Here is a 16,095-nt window from a genome sequence, read left to right as displayed (position 1 = left end):
TGCGGCTCGCCCGGCCGGTGGAATCGCGGCCACGGTCGAGCCCGAAGCGTCCCAACTCTAGTGCTCGTCGCGCGCTCGTGGCAGACCACGCGCCGCGACCCCGGGATTGGGCGCAGCCGCCCCGGTCAGCGGCCAGGCCCCCTGGTGCGCAGGCGGACTGGTCCGTGCCAGGCTCGGGCCATGCCCGCCTCGCCCCCCTTCGCCCAGCCATCCTCGCCTCTCCCGCGGGGTCCGATCTTTCCCGATGCGCCGCCTCCGGAGTGGCCCTTGGCCACCTGGGTCGGCGAGGTCGTCATCGACGGCACCGAGGCGGCAGCGCCCGAGGCAGCAGCGCCCGAGGCAGCGGAGCCCGAGGCCCCGGCGCGGGTGCCCCTCGAGCACGCACAGGGCTACGCGCAGGCGCGGCTGCTCGTGCGCGGCCGCGACCGGCTCTACGGCATGGCCACCGTGCCCGTGGACCAGGAGTCGGTGGCTACGGCCGATCTGGCGGCGGCGGTCGCGCGAACGGTCGAGCAGGCGCCGACCAGCGCTGAGGGCCAGGACCCGGCGCAGCTCGAGCACTCCGGGTCGCCGGCGATCACGGTCGTGATGTGCACCCGGGACCGGCCTGAGCCGCTTCGGACCGCGCTGGGCAGCGTGTTGGGGCAGGACTATCCGGGGCTGCAGGTGGTGGTCGTCGACAATGCCCCGGCCACCGACGCGAGCGCGCGGGTGGTCGCTGAGTTCGACGATCCGCGGGTCGCCCTGGTGACCGAACCGACTCCGGGACTCTCGAACGCCCGCAATACGGGAGTCGCGGCCGTCACGACGCCGTGGGTCGCCTTCACCGACGACGACGTGCGAGCGGACTCCGGCTGGTTGCGCGGCCTGGCCCGGGGCATCGCGCGCGGCGGCGCCGACTGCGCGGCCGTCAGCGGCTTCGTGCCCAGCGGCGAGCTGCGCACCCCGGCGCAGGCGTGGTTCGACAGCCGCATCGGCTGGAACCGGGTGTTCGCGCCGCGCGTGTTCCGGCTCAGCGAGCCCCCGCCAGACCTGCCGCTGTTCCCCTTCCAGGTCGGGGTGTTCGGCGCGGGCGCCAACTTCGCGGCACGCACCGACGTCATCGCCTCACTCGGCGGTTTCGACCGGCATCTGGGCGCGGGCACGCAGACCAAGGGCGGCGAGGACATCGACTTCTTCTTCCGGCTGGTGCTGGCCGGCCACGCGCTGACGTACGAGCCGAGCGCGGTCGTGTGGCATCGGCACCGCGACACCCAGGACGCGTTGGTCTCCCAGGCCATCGGCTACGGCCGGGGGTTCTCGGCGTGGGCCACCAAGACGGTGCTGACCCCCCGCAACCTCGTGCGCGGGCTGCTGACGGTGGCCCGCCGCGGGTCGTTCAGCGCCGCCCCGCTGGCCGACTACCGCGCTCCGATGTCCCCAGACACGCCGCCCCCTCCGGTCGGCGTCGACGTGCTGCGCATCGAGCATCGCGCCACGCTGACCGGACCGCCGGCCTACCTACGCTCCCGGGCCCGCCCCCTCCTGGCCCGCGTCCGACCACTCGCAGCTGCCGCTGCCACCCGCCTGCGGTCACTGCGCCCGCGCTGACCTGCGCAGCGGCTCGCGGCCCTGCTGCAGGGCGCGCAGGGAGAGGAAGAACGGCACGAGGCACAGGGCCGCGAAGGCGAACCGGGCGATATTCCAGCCGGGGGTCTGCGGCAGCAGCAGCGACCCGGCGGCCAGGGCGATGCAGGTGCTGAGCACCACGAGGCTGGAGACCGAGGAGCGCTCGAAGCGGTAGCGCCGGGAGATCGCCCAGCGCAGCGCGAGCGCCTGGGCGCCGATGCCGACGAGCGTCCCGAGCGCGGCCCCGGCCAGTCCCAACGGCGCGAGCAGCGCGAACGTCACGACGAGCTTGGTGACGAGGGCGACCAGCGCGGCCCAGGCCAGCGGCTTGGAGATGCGCATGGTGATGAGCATTCGGCCGGTCGCGCCGGCCGCGGCGGTCGGGACGGCACCGAGGGCGACGATGAACACGACGATGGTCAGCGGCTCGAGGTCGTAGCTCGGCGGAGCGAAGATGCGCAGCAGGGTCGGGGAGGCGACGGTGACGCCGAGCACCGCGAAGCCCAGCAGCCAGTACAGGCCGTCGCGGGAGGCGCCGATGACGTGCCAGCGGGTCGTCTCGTCCTCGATGCTCTTCAGCCGCGGCAGCCACGCGCGGTTGAGGAACGCCAGGATGAGCGCCATGACGTTGCCGACGGTGAACGCGATCTGGTAGCGCGCGGTCTGCGACTCGCCCAGGTAGCGCTGGATGATGAACCGGTCGCCGGCGGAGAGGATGAACTGGCTCAGGCTCGCGAAGACGAGCGGGATGCCCAAGGCCAGGGCGGAGCGGATCAGCGGGCCGTCCCAGATGCCGCGCCAGCGCGGTCGGGTCCAGATGAGGCCGAGGCAGAACGCAAGCACCTGCCCGATGACCCCACCCCAGGCGTAGACGATCGCCGAGCGCTCGACGAACAGCAGCAGCCCCATGCCGAACACCTGGCCGCCGACCGTGGAGAAGAGGCTGACGATGGTGAACGGCAGCAGCCGGTCCTCGGCCTGCAGCAGCGACTGCACCATGATCACGGCGGCGCCCGGGGCGGTCCACAACAGCGTGACCAGCACGATGCCGCCCCCGGAGGGGAAGCCCAGGGTCGGCGCCCACCACTGGCTGGTCGCGGCCGCCAGCAGGGTCACCAGGGCCGCGTAGAGCACCCCGGCGGCCAACAGACCCCGCGCCTTGGTGTCGTCGTCGCGGTCCTCCACCCGCTGCAGCTCCAGCGCGTGGTCGAGCCCGAACACCGCAAGCAGGCTCAGCAGTTGGAACAGGGCGATGGCGGCGGCCAGCGACCCGAACTCCGGGATGGCCAGCAGCCGCGCCAGGATCGGCGAGACGACGGTCGCCACGACCGTCTGCATCGACCAGACGAGCACGTAGAGCATGCCGCGGCCGAACAGGTCGCCCTGCCCCCCGCGCCCGCCTGCGGCGCCTGCGACGGGTGCGGACTCGGGACCGTCACCGATCGGGCCCGGGGGCGGCTCCCCGGGTAGCTCGCCCCGGGGGGTGCTCACCGGGCCACCGCGCCGGAGGCCGTGGCCTTAGTGGGTACTTTCGCGCGCAGTTCGGCGTCGATCCGGTCGAGCAACGCGCCGCTGTCGTCGCCGAACTTGCGCGCGAACAGGGCGCCGTCCTCGCGGGCCGCGGTGGCGATCGCGTCGAAGTCGCCCGGCTGCAGCCAGCGCGGGCTCTGCCGCCCGACGCCGCCCCAGTCCATGAACCAGGGCGCCCGCACACCCGAGACCTCCGCGGCCCAGTTCGGGGAGAAGAACGGGCTGGTCAGCACCGACGGCACGAGCACCTCGTCGGCGATCCACACGGTGGAGAAGTAGCGCCGCAGATCGGCCCGGCGACTGAGCACTGCGACCAGCCGGTCGGCGTGGCGGCGGCTCAAAATCTTCATCTGCGAGCCCCCGGCGGGGTGGATGTCGCGGGGCCAGGGCCGCGGCAGCGGGTCGAGCAGGCGGTGCCGCCGCCAGGCGCGCTGCCGAAAGAGGAACCGGTCGTAGCCGCGCAGCAACCCCCAGCGCTCGTAGGGCAGGTCGTGGAAGGAGACGAGGGAGCGGTCGAGGTCGGCGCTCAGCCGGCGCGTGATGACCTCGGTGCTGGCCAGCGGGTAGTCCGACCCGGAAAGCAGCGCGACGTGGGTGGCGTCGGTGGCCGCCAGGGCGTGCCGGTAGCCGACGAGCTCGGCGACCGCGAGCCCGGCGCTGGCCCAGCCGGTGCGCAGCCGCGGCAGCACCTGCACCCGGGCCGGCAGGTCGGCGGTCAGCTCGGCGAACATGGGCGCGGAGGCGCCGGCGTCGACGTGCAGAAACACTGGGAACGGATCGAGCGCGTCGATGAGGCGGTGCAGTTGACCCGGTCGATCGTGCGCGAGGATCACCACGGCCAGGGATGCGGACGACACACGTGCTCCAGTCAGCGAATGCGGTGGCCGGGCCCTCGGGTCGGGCGACCCGGCCGTCAGGTAGACCGGCTCAGCCTAGGCCAGTCGGCGGGATGAAGGCGCACGGGCTCGATCCCCGAACGCCCCACGGACAGCACGGGACTCACGACCAGACTACGATTGCCGCCGTTCGCTGCGGCCTTCCGGCAAGAGGTGGGTGCGCCGGCGGGCGGACACCTTTGCAGCGCCACGCCCCGGTTTGGGAGGACCCCATCGCAGCCCTGCGGATATCGGCCGTGCAGACCCTCGGCGAGCAGCCGGTGGTCGCACTCGGCACCCCCCTGCCGCGTCGCGCCCTGGGACTCGTGGCGCTCGTCGGCGCTGCCCTCGGGGTGCTGGCGCTCGTGCTGCCCCCCGGCCTGGCGGCCCTGGCGCTCCTCGGGTTGCTCGGGCTGGTACCAGGGGCCGTGACGCTGGGCGTGCTGCCGGCCGTGCCGCGCACGCTGGCGGTCGTGGCGATCCCCGCGCTCGGGGCCGCCCTGCTCGCCCTCGTGCTCACCGCGCAGCTGGGGGCCGGTCTCTACGCCTCCGCGCTGACCCGCTGGGCACTCGTCGGTCTGGGCGTCGTCGGTGGCGCCCTGCTGCTCGCCGCCAAACCTGCGGTGCCGCACGCCCCCGACGCCACCGCCTCGCAGACGTCCGACGTCGCGAACGGCGACGACACCGAGCACACCCACTCCGAGAACACCCGCTCCGCGGTTCTGCTCACGGTGATCGCGGCCGTGCTGGCGGCGGTCGCCACCGCCTGTTGGATCGTGGCGATCCCGGCGATGCGGTCCCCCGAGTACAGCTCCTACGGCCTGCTGGCCCGCGCACCGCTGCTGGCGGCCGGGGTCGGCGCGTGCGCGGTCGCGGTGCTGCTGGCCGTGCGAGCACGCAGCTGGTGGTTCGCCTGGGCCGCGCTGCTGCTGCTCGTGCTGGCGCGCCGCAGTTACACGCTGCTGGGCACCGACATGCCGCTCTACCAGTGGACCTACCGACACCTGGGGGTCATGGACTGGTTCGCCCACACCGGCACGCTGGCCCGCGACGTCGACGTCTACAACAACTGGCCTGGGGCGCTGGCGCTGGCGACGTGGCTGACGCAGACCAGCGAGTTGTCCCGCTTCGACCTGGCCCTGGCCTACATCGTCGGGCACCACCTCGTGCTCGTCGTCGCCGTCTACGCCTTGGCCCGCGCGGCGGGCATGACCCCCTGGGCGGCCCTGGTCGCGGCCACGCTCGTCGAGCTCACCGACTGGGTCGGCCAGGACTACCTGGCCCCGCAGAGCCTCGCACTGCTGCTGGCCATCGTGTGCCTGGCAGCGCTGCTCGTGGCCCGCGACCCGCGGTGGCGCCGCGGCGGACTGTGGGTGGCGCTCGTCGTCTTCGCCGGCATCACGTGGGTCCATCAACTGACACCGGTGTGGCTGCTCGTGGTGCTCGTGGCCCTGACGATCCTGCGGGTCGTGCGGCCCCCGTGGGTCGTGTTGGCTTTCCTCGCGGTATTCGCGGTGATGGTCGCCATCAACCTGCCCGCGCTGCTGGCGCACAGCACCGGCCTGTCGCTGGACGTGCTGGCCAACACCGCCGGCAACATCGCCTCGCCCGTCAGCCCGGGGCAGGCGGTGACGAGCCGGGTCGTCACCGTGCTCGCGGTCGCGCTGTGGCTGTGCGCCGGGCTGGTCGCGGGCTGGAACCTCGTGCGCCGCCGCGCCGGACTCGTCGCCCCGGTCATCGCGTTCTCCCCGCTCGTGCTGCTGTTGACCGGCTACGGCGGCGAGGCGATCTACCGGGTGTACCTGTACTCGCTGCCCGGGGTGGCGTTGATCCTCGCGCCGCCGCTGGCCGCGGCGCTGTTCGGCGCGTGGCTGCGGGCCTCGGCCGCCGTCGTGGCCGTGTTGGCCCTGGCGATGGCGGCGCTGCAGGGCTCGCTCGGCGGCTGGTACACCGCGGTGTTCTCCCGCGCCGACGTGGAATTGGCGATCCGGCTCGAGCAGGCCGCCGGCCCGAACGGGGTCATCGCCACACCGACGGTGGGTTTCCCCCGGCAGGTCACCTGGCATTACGTCGACCAGGCCCGCGCCGACACGCTCGGCGACACGCTCTGGTCGCTGCAGAACGAGCTCGCCACCCCGGCGGGCATCAACGCCACTCCCGTCGACCGGCTGACCCAGCGCACACAGGAGGAGATGGCCACGACCCCCGTCTACGTCGTGCTCACCGATCCGATGCGCAATTACGCCACCCAGTACGGGACGCTGCCGCCCGCCGGCCTCAACGAACTCGCCACCCTGCTTCTCGATCGCGGCTGGACCGTGTTGTACCGGGCCGACGGCACAAGCGTGTACGCCAACGAGGCGGGGGTTCGCGCCTTCCAGAGCACCCCGCCGCGCCCCCTCCCCTGACGTCTGTTGCCCGCGTCAGCCGGCGCCCGCCGTGTCGGTCCAGACGCGCACGTAGTCGATCTTCATGGCGGCCGGAGCGGGATTCTCGCCGCGGACGACGCCCATGCCCAGCACGATGTACATCGGCTGGTCGGGCACGCCGGGGCCGGTGTACACGGGCCCGGGTTGGCCGTCGAGAAAGACCTGTAGCCGGCCCGGCTCCCAGGCCAGTCCGTAGGTGTGCCAGGTGCCGCCGTAGTTCTGCCCCTCGTGGCCGTAGGCCGTGGAGCCGGCCTGTTGATGCTGGCCGGCAGCGTCGCGCCAGTGCACGTTGAACGTCGGGCGGCCCGCAGAGCCCACGACCTTGGAGAACTCGGCGATGTCGATCTCCGGGGGCCAGCCCTTGTCGACCGGGGTGGGCAGCATCCAGAACGCCGGCCAGTAGCCGGGCTCGCTCGGCACCTGCAGCCGGGCCTCGGCGTAGCCGTAGGTGTAGGCGAAGTGGTTGCCGGTGTGCACGACCCCGGAGACGTAGTCGTAGCGCGCGCCGCCGAGGTTGTCGCGCACCTGCTCGGGCTCGGCCTGCAGCGCGAGCGTCCCGTCGGCCACCTCCACCTGACGGGCGAGGAAGAAGGTGTTCTCCAGCCGTGGGTTGAACGGCGATCCGTAGGTGTGCGGCTCGCTGCCGCGCTGATCGGTCCAGCGGTTGGGGTCGAGGCCGGCACCGTCGAAGTCGTCGGCGAAGGCCAACGGCCCGGGGGCCGTGATCGCCCCGGAGGGGGTGGGCTCGGCGGTGGGGGTCGGGCTCGGCGCGGCGTCCGGCGGAGTGCCGTCGGGACGGCCGCCCCAGAGGGCGAGACCGACGACGAGCAGGAGCACGAACGCCAGGCCGCCGCCAAGCACGGCGATGCGCCTGGTAGCGGGGGTAAGGGGTCGGCTGTGACGGGGCCGACGGCGCGGCTGCTGCGGCATGACGTCCTCCCAACATCGCGCTCGACTCCTGCTTGCGGCCAGGGCGAGCACCGCCTCCCCCGGGCGTTGCAGGCCCGATGCCGGGCCCGGGCGAACACTGTACGCGGCCGCGCCGACAGGCTCCTGGACGCTGTTAAGGTGCTCGCGAACAGCCGCTGCCCCGAAGGGAATCCGTCGACATGCCGACCCCAACGCCGGTCACCATGGCCGGAGTCGTCTGCTGCTACACGATGCGCCGCTGGGACGACATCGTGGCTGCCGTGGAGTCGCTGCGCGCCCAGGAGCGGCCGCTGAACGAGATCGTCGTCGTCGTCGACCACAACGAGGAGTTGTTGGCGGCGTGCCGGCAGCGCTGGCCGCAGGGCGTGCGGATCGTGGCCAACGAGGGCCGGCAGGGCCTGTCCGACGGCCGCAACACGGGCCTGCGCGCGACCGACGCCGACGTCGTGGCCTTTCTCGACGACGACGCCGCGGCGGCGCCGGACTGGTCGGCCACGCTGGCCCGCTGCTACGAGAACTCCGGGGAGGGCTCTGGCCAGGGCTCTGGCGAAGATGCGGGGTCAGTGCCCGGCGCCCAGGTGCTCGGGGCGGGCGGCTACATCGAGCCGGACTGGCCCGGCGGTGCGCGCCCGTCGTGGTGGCCGGCGGCCTTCGATTGGGTCGTCGGCTGCAGCTATGTGGGGCTGCCGACCCGGCGCACTCAGGTGCGCAATGTCATCGGCGCCAACATGAGCCTGCGCCGCGAGGTCGCGCTGGCCGTCGGCGGCTTCAACCCCTCGATGGGCCGGGTCGGCAAGACTCCCCTCGGCGGGGAGGAGACGGAGATGTACATCCGCGCGGTGGCGGCCCGACCCGGCTCCGTCGTGCTCTACGAACCGGCGGCGCGGGTGCGTCACCACGTGACCCCCGAGCGGGCCACGATCGGGTACTTCCTCTCGCGCTGCTACGGCGAGGGACTGACGAAGGCGGCGCTGTCGGGCATCACGCGCTCGTCTGCGGCGCTCTCGAGCGAGTCGGCGTACGCGACGAAGGTGCTGCCGGCGCAGTTCGTGCGGGGCCTGGTCTCCGGGGATCCGCGCAGCGGGCTGAACGTGGCCCTGGGGCTGGCCGTCACCTGCGCCGGCTACGCGCGCGGGCTGGTCTCGCTGGCGCGTTCGGGGCGAGCGCGGCAGGACCTGCCCACGCAGGGCGCCAGCCCGCGCGCGAGCGTGGGCGGAGTTCCACCGAAGGGGTGAATCTGCCTCTGTCCGTAGGCAAGTCCACATCTTGGGCGTTCGATCAGCTAGGCTCGGGCACAGCGGGACTGATCGTCCGGCTAGGGGTGGGGGCACGCCTGAGCAGGGGTTTTGCATTGGCGCACAACTATTCCGTGATGCTGTCCGTGTCCGTCCGTTTACCCAACGGAAACGGCTGCGGCAGTGACTGATTGGCGTTTTTCGAAGCCAATCGGATAGAGTCGCAACGCCGTCACAATCGGACATTTGGCCGCCTTAGAGCGTGCCGCCGCCTCAATGGTGAGGGAGCAGGTTCCTTTTCGTCCTCTTTGGGCCACCGCCGCGGAGCCGGCTCAGCCACAGATCTGGTCACCGAAACAGAGAGACACCCCTCCATGCACACGAGCACGCGAAACACCGTCAACCCCCGGGTGACCATCGTCATCCCGGTGTTGAACGAGGCCCGCAACCTCGAACTCGTGATCCCGCAGCTCCCGCCCGTCCACGAGATTGTCGTCGTCGACGGACGCAGCAGCGACGACACCGTCGAGACGGCGCGCCGACTGGCCCCGGAGGCCACGATCATCACGCAATCGCGCCGTGGCAAGGGCAACGCCCTGTGCGCCGGGTTCGAGGCCGCGACCGGTGACATCGTTGTGATGTTCGACGCCGACTGCTCGGCCGACCCGGCCGAGATCCCCGCGTTCGTCGAGGCGCTGAAGGCGGGCGCCGACTTCGCCAAGGGCAGCCGCAACGCGCCCGGCGGCGGCAGCGAGGACATCACGGTGATCCGCGGCCTGGGCAACAAGGGGCTCAACCTGCTGTCCAACGTGCTGATCCGCAGCCGCTACACCGACCTGTGCTACGGCTACAACGCCTTCTGGACCGACATCCTGCCGGCGCTGCGGCTGCCGGAGGCGAATGCCGCCACCGACGAGCCGGTCTGGGGCGATGGGTTCGAGATCGAAACCCTGCTGACCTGCCGCGTGGCCGCCGCCGATTTGGCCGTCACCGAGGTGCCCAGCATCGAGCGCCAGCGGGTACACGGCGTGAGCAACCTCAATGCGGTCAGCGACGGCCTGCGGGTGCTGCGCACGATCCTGGTCGAGAAGGCCATGGAGAAGCGCACCCAGGCCGAGCCGCTTCCGGCCGCCCCGAGCCAGGCCTGCGTCGCCGAGCGGGACCAGCTGGACGCCGACCGCCGCGCCGCCCGCGACCACCGCGGTCGCGCCCGCCGAGGCGACCGCCGCCACGCCAGCGAGCTCGAAGGCACCTCGACGCACTGACCCCCGAGAGCGCGCCCGTTCGACTTTGCGCCCGTGATCCCCTACCCGGGGGGTCGCGGGCGCAGTCGCGCGCCGGGCGGCTACGGGCGCAGTCGCGCCCAGACCGCCGCGTGGTCGGTGCCGGGCACGGCGATGACCGCCTCGTCGTCGGCGGTGCGCCCGCGGGCCAGGATGTGATCGATCGCCACGAACGGCGGCACGACAGTCTCTCGCGGCCACGTGCGCGGCCAGGGCAATTGCCGGCGCGGGGCGCGATCCAGGCCGCGCGCCAGCTCGCGGAAGGCGGGGTGCACCGGTCCGGAGTTGAAGTCGCCCGCCACGACGAGCGGACCGCCGCGACTCTCGCGATGTTGCTGCTCGATCCAGCGCTGCAGGTCGGCCTGTTCGGCCCTCCAGCGCGCGGGATACGGCCGCGGCGGCCACGGGTGTGCGGCGCGCACCACCGTCCCGTCGGAGAGGGAGGCGATGGGTTGGTCGAAGCGGGAGCCGCTGCCCCGTGCGTGCGGGCGGGTCCGGATCGCGCAGCCGGCTCGCGGCGCGTCAGCCCGCTCCGGCGGGCAGGTCAGCGGGGTGGCCGCGGCGATGATCGATCCACCCGCGTCGGCGCCCACGCTGCCGGTGGCATGGGGCAGCAGCTCGCCCAGCCCGCCGGCCTGCAGCGCTTGCCACAGTTGCGGGCTGACCTCCAGCAGGATCAGCACGTCGACGCCTCGCTCGCGCACCTCGCGCACGATGACGCCCGGATCGGCCTGCCCGTACTCGGTGTTCAACGCCAACACCGAGAGATCCGCCCGGCGATCAGGCCGGCGATCAGCCTGGTCGGAGTCGGCAGCGGCCCCTGCGGCGCCGCCCGTGGCGCGCAGGCTCGGCGGGGCGACCGGCCACACCATGGCCAGCGCCGCCGCACCTGCGACGACAACTGGCCCGATCCGCCTCCGGTGCAGTCCGGCACCTGGGCGACGAGCGAGCCGGAGGACGAAAGCCACGAGAAGGCCGACCAGCAGAGCCAGCAGCACGGCCGCTCCGAGTACGGGCACCAGGGCCTGCATCAGCGGAACGACGCCCACAGCATCGACATACGGAACAATGGCGACAAGACCGAGGGCTCCGGCGACAACCCAGCCGCCCACCCTCCCGCGATCGATGCCCTCCCGCATCGGCCCATTCTCAGGCACGACGGGTCCATCCTGGCGACGTGCCCCCGGTGACGGGAGGAAGCACATGTCAGCACCGACCTGCCGCTGCGGCCACCCCCGCGCGGCACACCAGCACTTTCGGCGTGGCACCGACTGCGGCCTGTGTCCATGCCCCAAGTTCCGCGACTCCCGGGGCCTGCTGCAGCGACTGGGCGGCCCCCGCTAGCCTCGTCTTGCGTAACGGATAGGCCACTGATCGGCGCAAACCGCGTGTCGACCGGCCCGTTTTCGTACGCACCAGGCAGTGTGGGATTGGACACAGCACGACAAGGGGATGCTGGAGGGACACGTGGTCGGGCTGCGCGCCGATGCGAGCAAGGGTGACCCGGCGTCCACCTGCCGGGCATCTGACCGTCACCGCGCGGTCACGGATCTCTGCGAGCGTCGCGACAAGCCATGAGTATTCACGACCTGCCGCGCACCGCCCGGCGCATCCTGCTGCTCACCGACTGCTACCGCCCGGCCGTCAACGGCGTCATCACCTCGATCGTGGGGCTGCGCGACGGACTGCGCGCGCAGGGACACGACGTGCGGGTGCTGACGTTCGCCGACGCCAAGGCCGCCGGTTTCGACGGCGAGGTGTACCGCCTGCCCTCCATCGGGGCCGGCGCGGTCTATCCGCATGCCCGGTTGGGGCGGCCGATGGACCGGGCGGTGCTGCGGCAGATCGTGCGCTGGAGCCCGCAGGTGCTGCACTCGCACACCGAGTTCGTCGCCTACTGGTGGGCCCGCCGGCTCGCGCATCAGCTCGGCTCCCCGCATGTGCACACGTATCACACGCTGTACGAGGACTACACGCACTACTTCTGCCCGAATCCCCGCCTGGGCCGGGCGATCAGCGCCACCCTGACCCGACGCGTCGTCGGTCGGGCCGATCACGTCATCGCCCCGACCGGCAAGATCGAGTCGCTGCTACGCGGGTACGGTCTGGCCGGTCCGATCACCGTGGTGCCGACCGGCATCGATCTCACCCGCTTCTCCCCCACCGCCGACGCCGACGAGCAGGAGACAGCGCGGTTGCGGCAGTCACTGGGTCTGCGGCCGGGGGTGCCGGTGGTGCTCAGCGTCGGGCGCCTGGCTACGGAGAAGAATCTCGGTGAGGCGATCGGGCTGCTCGCGCGGGTGCGGCACCTGCCGTGGCAGGCGGTCATCGTCGGCGACGGCCCGCAAGGAGGTGCGCTGCGCGACCTCGTGCGTCGGCTGCACCTGAGCGACCGCGTGTGTTTCACCGGCGCGGTCCCGCCCGATCGGGTGCCGGCCTACTTCCGCCTCGGCGACGTCTTCGTCTCCGCCTCCGCCTCCGAGACGCAGGGTTTGACGTGCCTGGAGGCGCTGGCGTCGGGGGTGCCCGCGTTGTGCCGCGCCGACCCGTGCCTGGAGGGCGTCGTGCGCTCGGGTGTCAACGGGTGGCAGTACGAGGGGGCCGACGACTTCGTGCGGGTACTCGGTGCGCTGCTCACCGACCCGGCGCTGCGTCGCCGCTGGGCTCACGGGGCCGCGGTCAGCGGCCGGGATTTCGGGGTGCCGCGGTTCTCGGAGGCCGTGTGCCGGGTCTACGACGAGGCGAGCGCGCGGCTCGATGGGGTGCGGCGGAGAACCGCGTGACCCGCGCCGCCGACCCCGCCGGGGCGGGGGACGAGGGCGCACCCACACCAAGCCTCTCGGGTGCCACGAGCGCCGATACGGCGAATCAACGAGCGGTCAAGCGCTTCACGCGCCTCTCGCGGTGGGTCATGGGGATCGGCTGGCTGCTGTGCGCCGCGGCGGTCATCGCGGGGGTGGCCACCGGGGTCTTGACGTCGGTGCCCCGGTTGCGGGAGTTTCTCGAGGGATTCGGGGTGTTCGCGCCGGCGGCGTACACGGTGTTGACGGCGATGCAGTCGGTCTTCCCGTTTCTGCCCGGCGGCATCACGATCATCGCGGCGCCGATCTTCTTCGGCCCGATCGTCGGCACGATCAGCAGCTACATCGGCAACTGTCTGGGCTCGTTCGCCGTGTTCGCGATCTCCCGGCACGTGGGGCGGCCGCTGCTGGACGCGATGTTCCACGAGCGGACGCTGCGGCGCTGGCTGGGCTGGCTCGAGCATCGGCACTTCACGCCGTGGTTCGCGGCGGCCATCGCCTTGCCGGTGGCCCCGGACGACCTCATGTGTTACCTGGCGGGGCTGACGCCGATGCGTTGGCGGCTGTTCGTGTTGCTCATTCTGCTGCTCAAGCCGTGGTCGATCCTCGCGTACAGCTTCGGGGTCATCGCACTGTTGCAGCAGTTCTTGCCCTGGTTGGGCGTCTGAGAGGGTGGGGTTGATGAGTGCTGTGGTAGCTAGGCCGAGTGCCGCGCGGGGGCGCACGCCCACGACGTCGCGCACGCCTTCGACGGGGCGCACGCCTTCGACGGGGCGCACGCCTTCGACGGGCCCTACGCCCGCGCGGCCGCCGGGTCGGTCGCGGGCGGCGGTGGACCGGGCCTTGCGGGTGTGCCTCTATCAGGGGTCGGGGCGCTTGGCGAAGGGCAGCGGGGTCGGCTCGGCTATGCGGCATCAGGCGGCGATGCTGCGGCACGGTGGGGCGCGGCTCGTGCCGCCGTGGGCGGCTCCGCAGGTGCTGCAACTCAACACGGTGTTCCCCGACAGCGTGTTGGCCGGGATGGTGGCGCGGCTGCTGGGCATGCGCGTGGTGACGTACGCGCACTCCACCCGGCAGGACTTCGAGGAGTCGTGGGTCGGGTCGGCGGCGTTGGCGCCGCTGCTGGAGCGCTGGCTGGCGCTGGCCTACCGGGTGGGGCACGTCGTCGTGACGCCGACGCCGTACTCGCGCGGCATCATCGAGGGTTACGGGCTGAACGCGCCGATCCACGTGCTGACCAACGGCGTGGACACCACGTTCTTCGACGGTGACCCGACGGCGCGGGCTCGTTTTCGCGCGCGGCACGGGCTGGGCGAGGGTGACCGGGCGGTGCTCTCGGTGGGACACCTGATGGTGCGTAAGGGCATCGTCGAGTTCATCGAGGTGGCGCGGTCGATGCCGGAGACGCGCTTCTTCTGGGCGGGGTCGATGCCCAAGGCGGCGATGCCGCCACAGGTGCGGCTCGCGTTGGAGCAGGCGCCGCCGAATCTGACGCTGCTGGGGCAGTTGCCGCCGGAGGGGGTGCGAGACGCCTACGCCGGCGCGGACCTCTTCTGCTTCTTGTCGCGGGAAGAGACGCAGGGCATCGTCGTGCTGGAGGCGCTGGCCTCCGGGGTGCCGGTGCTGGTGCGCTCGATCGGCGCCTACGAGGGCTGGCTGACCGAGGGGGTGGTGCACACGGCCCCCGGCAGCGCGAGCACGCTGGACATTGCCCGCTCGGCCCGCGCGATCCTCGATGGAGACGCCCCCGACCTGGTGCCGGCGGGCCGCGAGTTGGCGCGGCTGCACGACGTGCGCGCGGTCTCTGCGGAGTTGCTCGACATCCTGGGCGGGGCGATGGCCGGGGTGAGCCGCGCGGGCGCGCCGAACGACAGGTGGGGCAAGCGGTGAGCACCGCCCGGGTGCTGCGGGCCGTGCCGGGTGCCGAGCCGAAGACGGTTGCGGTCGAGTTCGCCGACGTCCCGGTGGCCGACCTGGGCTCCGGTGAGGTGCTGCTCCGCACGACGTACTCGTCGCTGAACTACAAGGACGCGCTGGCGATCACGGGGGCGGGGCGGATCGCGCGGCGGCTGCCGCTGGTGCTGGGTGTGGATGCGGTGGGCGAGGTCATCGAGTCGCGGTCGGCGCGGGTGCCGGTGGGCAGTCGGGTCGTCGTGGCGTGTTTTGGGATGTCGGAGGATCACGACGGCGGTTTGGCGACGCACGCCCGGGTGCCGGCGGACTGGGCGATCCCGGTGCCGGCGGGCCTGTCGGACGAGCAGGCCGCGCTGCTCGGCACGGCGGGGTTGACGAGCGCGCTGGCGATTCACCGGCTGGAGCACAACGGTTTGGTGCCGGGGGCTGGCCCGGTCGCAGTGACTGGCGCGAGCGGCGGCGCGGGGTCGTTCGCCGTGGCGATGTTGGCTCGGCTCGGCTACGAGGTGGTGGCGTTCTCCGGTAAGCCGGAGGCGGCGGATTATCTGCGCGCGTTGGGCGCCAGCGAGGTGCGTCCGCGTCCGGACACCTCGTCGACGAAGCCGCTGGAGTCGCAAATGTGGGCGGGTGCGGTGGACTGCGTCGGCGGGGAGCCGTTGGCGTGGCTGATCCGCACGATGAAGTACGGGGCGAGCGTGGCGGCGTTCGGCAACGCCGCGGGCCACGAGCTCGACACGACGGTCTTTCCGTTCATCTTGCGCGGGGTCAACCTGCTGGGGGTGAACGCCGGCTGGTTCGACCTCGACCTGCGTCGTGACCTGTGGCGTCGCCTAGGGGATGACCTGCGCCTGACCGACGAGCAGTTCGCCTCGATGTGTGAGGTGGTGCCGTTCCGCGACGTCGAGGCTGCGGCCCGACGGGTGCTCGACGGCAGCGTCCGCGGCCGGCTCGTCGTCGACCTCTCCGGCTGACTACTCGCTGGGGATCCTCAGCGGCTCATCCTCGGCGGCTCACCCTTCCGTGGCTCATCCTCAGCGGCCGAGTTCGCTCTTGGGGCGCTATCGACTGGGGCTGAGGGTGAGTTGCTCGCCGGGCAGCGTTTTGCGTTTGGGCATCGTCGCCGGATCGGAAGGGCCGCTCGGCTGCGATCCCGCCGGGCCATCCACATCGGCGCCGTCGTCGTGCGCGCCGTAGGCGTCGGCGATGTGAGCGTTCGGCGTGTCCGCGTTTGCCGCGTGGTGACGGGGCTGGTTGCCGATGGGGGTGCCGTCAGCGCGCGTCCATTCGACCCCGTTGGGGGTGACTGTTCCGATGTGTCCGTGCCGGTGGATGACGGTGTGGTGGTGCCTGCAGGCGCAGACCATGTTCCATTCGGTCGTCGGTCCGCCGTTGGCCCAGTGGATGAGGTGGTGTTTGTCGGTCCACGCGGCCGGTATTCGACAGCCTGGGTAGGTGCAGGTCTTGTCGCGGAGTTCGAGGGCGGTGACCAG

The 16,095-nt window shown here is 72.3% G+C and carries 13 protein-coding genes; 8 read left to right on the top strand and 5 right to left on the bottom strand.

The features are described 5' to 3' along the window. Positions 1 to 267 precede the first annotated feature (267 nt). Positions 268 to 1,590 (top strand): glycosyltransferase family 2 protein, encoded by a 1,323-nt coding sequence (locus KILIM_RS00285; RefSeq protein WP_006590591.1) that lies wholly within the window; start codon positions 268 to 270, stop codon positions 1,588 to 1,590. Here KILIM_RS00285 and KILIM_RS00280 read toward each other — a convergent pair. Beyond that, the gene (locus KILIM_RS00280) at positions 1,573 to 3,099 is read right to left on the bottom strand and encodes a lipopolysaccharide biosynthesis protein (RefSeq protein WP_006590590.1); all 1,527 of its coding nucleotides are present in this window, start codon (positions 3,097 to 3,099) and stop codon (positions 1,573 to 1,575) included. The two genes, KILIM_RS00285 and KILIM_RS00280, sit on opposite strands and share 18 nt — an antisense overlap. Continuing rightward, positions 3,096 to 3,995, bottom strand: a complete 900-nt coding sequence (locus KILIM_RS00275; RefSeq protein ID WP_006590589.1) for a beta-1,6-N-acetylglucosaminyltransferase — start codon at positions 3,993 to 3,995, stop codon at positions 3,096 to 3,098. Before KILIM_RS00275 ends, KILIM_RS00280 begins: the two co-directional genes overlap by 4 nt. 275 nt (positions 3,996 to 4,270) lie before the next feature. On the opposite strand from KILIM_RS00275, the gene KILIM_RS00270 reads away from it, so the two are divergent. After that, positions 4,271 to 6,421, top strand: coding sequence for a hypothetical protein (locus tag KILIM_RS00270; protein WP_040561745.1), 2,151 nt, complete (start codon positions 4,271 to 4,273; stop codon positions 6,419 to 6,421). Between the two features lie 15 nt (positions 6,422 to 6,436). Here KILIM_RS00270 and KILIM_RS00265 read toward each other — a convergent pair whose 3' ends face one another. After that, on the bottom strand, positions 6,437 to 7,372 hold the full coding sequence (locus KILIM_RS00265) for a glycoside hydrolase family 16 protein (protein ID WP_006590587.1): 936 nt from the start codon (positions 7,370 to 7,372) through the stop codon (positions 6,437 to 6,439). 179 nt (positions 7,373 to 7,551) lie between these two features. Here KILIM_RS00265 and KILIM_RS00260 point away from each other — a divergent pair, with 179 nt between their 5' ends. Both KILIM_RS00260 and KILIM_RS00255 read left to right on the top strand, forming a co-directional pair. After that, the gene (locus KILIM_RS00260) at positions 7,552 to 8,607 is read left to right on the top strand and encodes a glycosyltransferase family 2 protein (protein WP_006590586.1); all 1,056 of its coding nucleotides are present in this window, start codon (positions 7,552 to 7,554) and stop codon (positions 8,605 to 8,607) included. Positions 8,608 to 8,981: 374 nt separating this feature from the next. Then, positions 8,982 to 9,872, top strand: a complete 891-nt coding sequence (locus tag KILIM_RS00255; RefSeq protein ID WP_083875794.1) for a glycosyltransferase family 2 protein — start codon at positions 8,982 to 8,984, stop codon at positions 9,870 to 9,872. An 80-nt stretch (positions 9,873 to 9,952) separates the two neighbouring features. Here KILIM_RS00255 and KILIM_RS00250 read toward each other — a convergent pair whose 3' ends face one another. Beyond that, the gene (locus KILIM_RS00250; RefSeq protein ID WP_157551358.1) at positions 9,953 to 11,029 is read right to left on the bottom strand and encodes an endonuclease/exonuclease/phosphatase family protein; all 1,077 of its coding nucleotides are present in this window, start codon (positions 11,027 to 11,029) and stop codon (positions 9,953 to 9,955) included. A gap of 435 nt (positions 11,030 to 11,464) precedes the next feature. Here KILIM_RS00250 and KILIM_RS00240 point away from each other — a divergent pair, with 435 nt between their 5' ends. From KILIM_RS00240 to KILIM_RS00225, 4 genes are all read left to right on the top strand, one after another. Then, positions 11,465 to 12,673 (top strand): glycosyltransferase family 4 protein, encoded by a 1,209-nt coding sequence (locus KILIM_RS00240; protein ID WP_006590581.1) that lies wholly within the window; start codon positions 11,465 to 11,467, stop codon positions 12,671 to 12,673. Then, the gene (locus tag KILIM_RS00235) at positions 12,670 to 13,359 is read left to right on the top strand and encodes a TVP38/TMEM64 family protein (RefSeq protein WP_006590580.1); all 690 of its coding nucleotides are present in this window, start codon (positions 12,670 to 12,672) and stop codon (positions 13,357 to 13,359) included. The genes KILIM_RS00240 and KILIM_RS00235 overlap by 4 nt, the downstream gene beginning before the upstream one ends. Positions 13,360 to 13,567: 208 nt before the next feature. Next, on the top strand, positions 13,568 to 14,581 hold the full coding sequence (locus KILIM_RS00230; RefSeq protein ID WP_169330721.1) for a glycosyltransferase family 4 protein: 1,014 nt from the start codon (positions 13,568 to 13,570) through the stop codon (positions 14,579 to 14,581). Then, the gene (locus KILIM_RS00225; RefSeq protein WP_006590578.1) at positions 14,578 to 15,576 is read left to right on the top strand and encodes an acrylyl-CoA reductase family protein; all 999 of its coding nucleotides are present in this window, start codon (positions 14,578 to 14,580) and stop codon (positions 15,574 to 15,576) included. Before KILIM_RS00230 ends, KILIM_RS00225 begins: the two co-directional genes overlap by 4 nt. An 87-nt stretch (positions 15,577 to 15,663) precedes the next feature. On the opposite strand, the gene KILIM_RS00220 is transcribed toward KILIM_RS00225, so the two are convergent. Continuing rightward, positions 15,664 to 16,095 (bottom strand): HNH endonuclease signature motif containing protein (locus KILIM_RS00220; RefSeq protein WP_040561742.1); only part of this gene is annotated, 432 nt, incomplete at its 5' end.

It is taken from the genome of Kineosphaera limosa NBRC 100340 (genome assembly GCF_000298215.1).
GTDB classification, from domain to species: Bacteria; Actinomycetota; Actinomycetes; order Actinomycetales; family Dermatophilaceae; genus Kineosphaera; species Kineosphaera limosa.
This window is presented reverse-complemented; position numbering and strand designations above follow the sequence as displayed.

What these genes read in the sequence shown, in the direction of transcription:
- KILIM_RS00265 (WP_006590587.1), bottom strand. Translation starts at nt 7,372, where the DNA reads ATGCCGCAGCAGCCGCGCCGTCGGCCCCGTCACAGCCGACCCCTTACC.
- KILIM_RS00260 (WP_006590586.1), top strand. Translation starts at nt 7,552, where the DNA reads ATGCCGACCCCAACGCCGGTCACCATGGCCGGAGTCGTCTGCTGCTAC.
- KILIM_RS00255 (WP_083875794.1), top strand. Translation starts at nt 8,982, where the DNA reads ATGCACACGAGCACGCGAAACACCGTCAACCCCCGGGTGACCATCGTC.
- KILIM_RS00250 (WP_157551358.1), bottom strand. Translation starts at nt 11,029, where the DNA reads ATGCGGGAGGGCATCGATCGCGGGAGGGTGGGCGGCTGGGTTGTCGCC.
- KILIM_RS00240 (WP_006590581.1), top strand. Translation starts at nt 11,465, where the DNA reads ATGAGTATTCACGACCTGCCGCGCACCGCCCGGCGCATCCTGCTGCTC.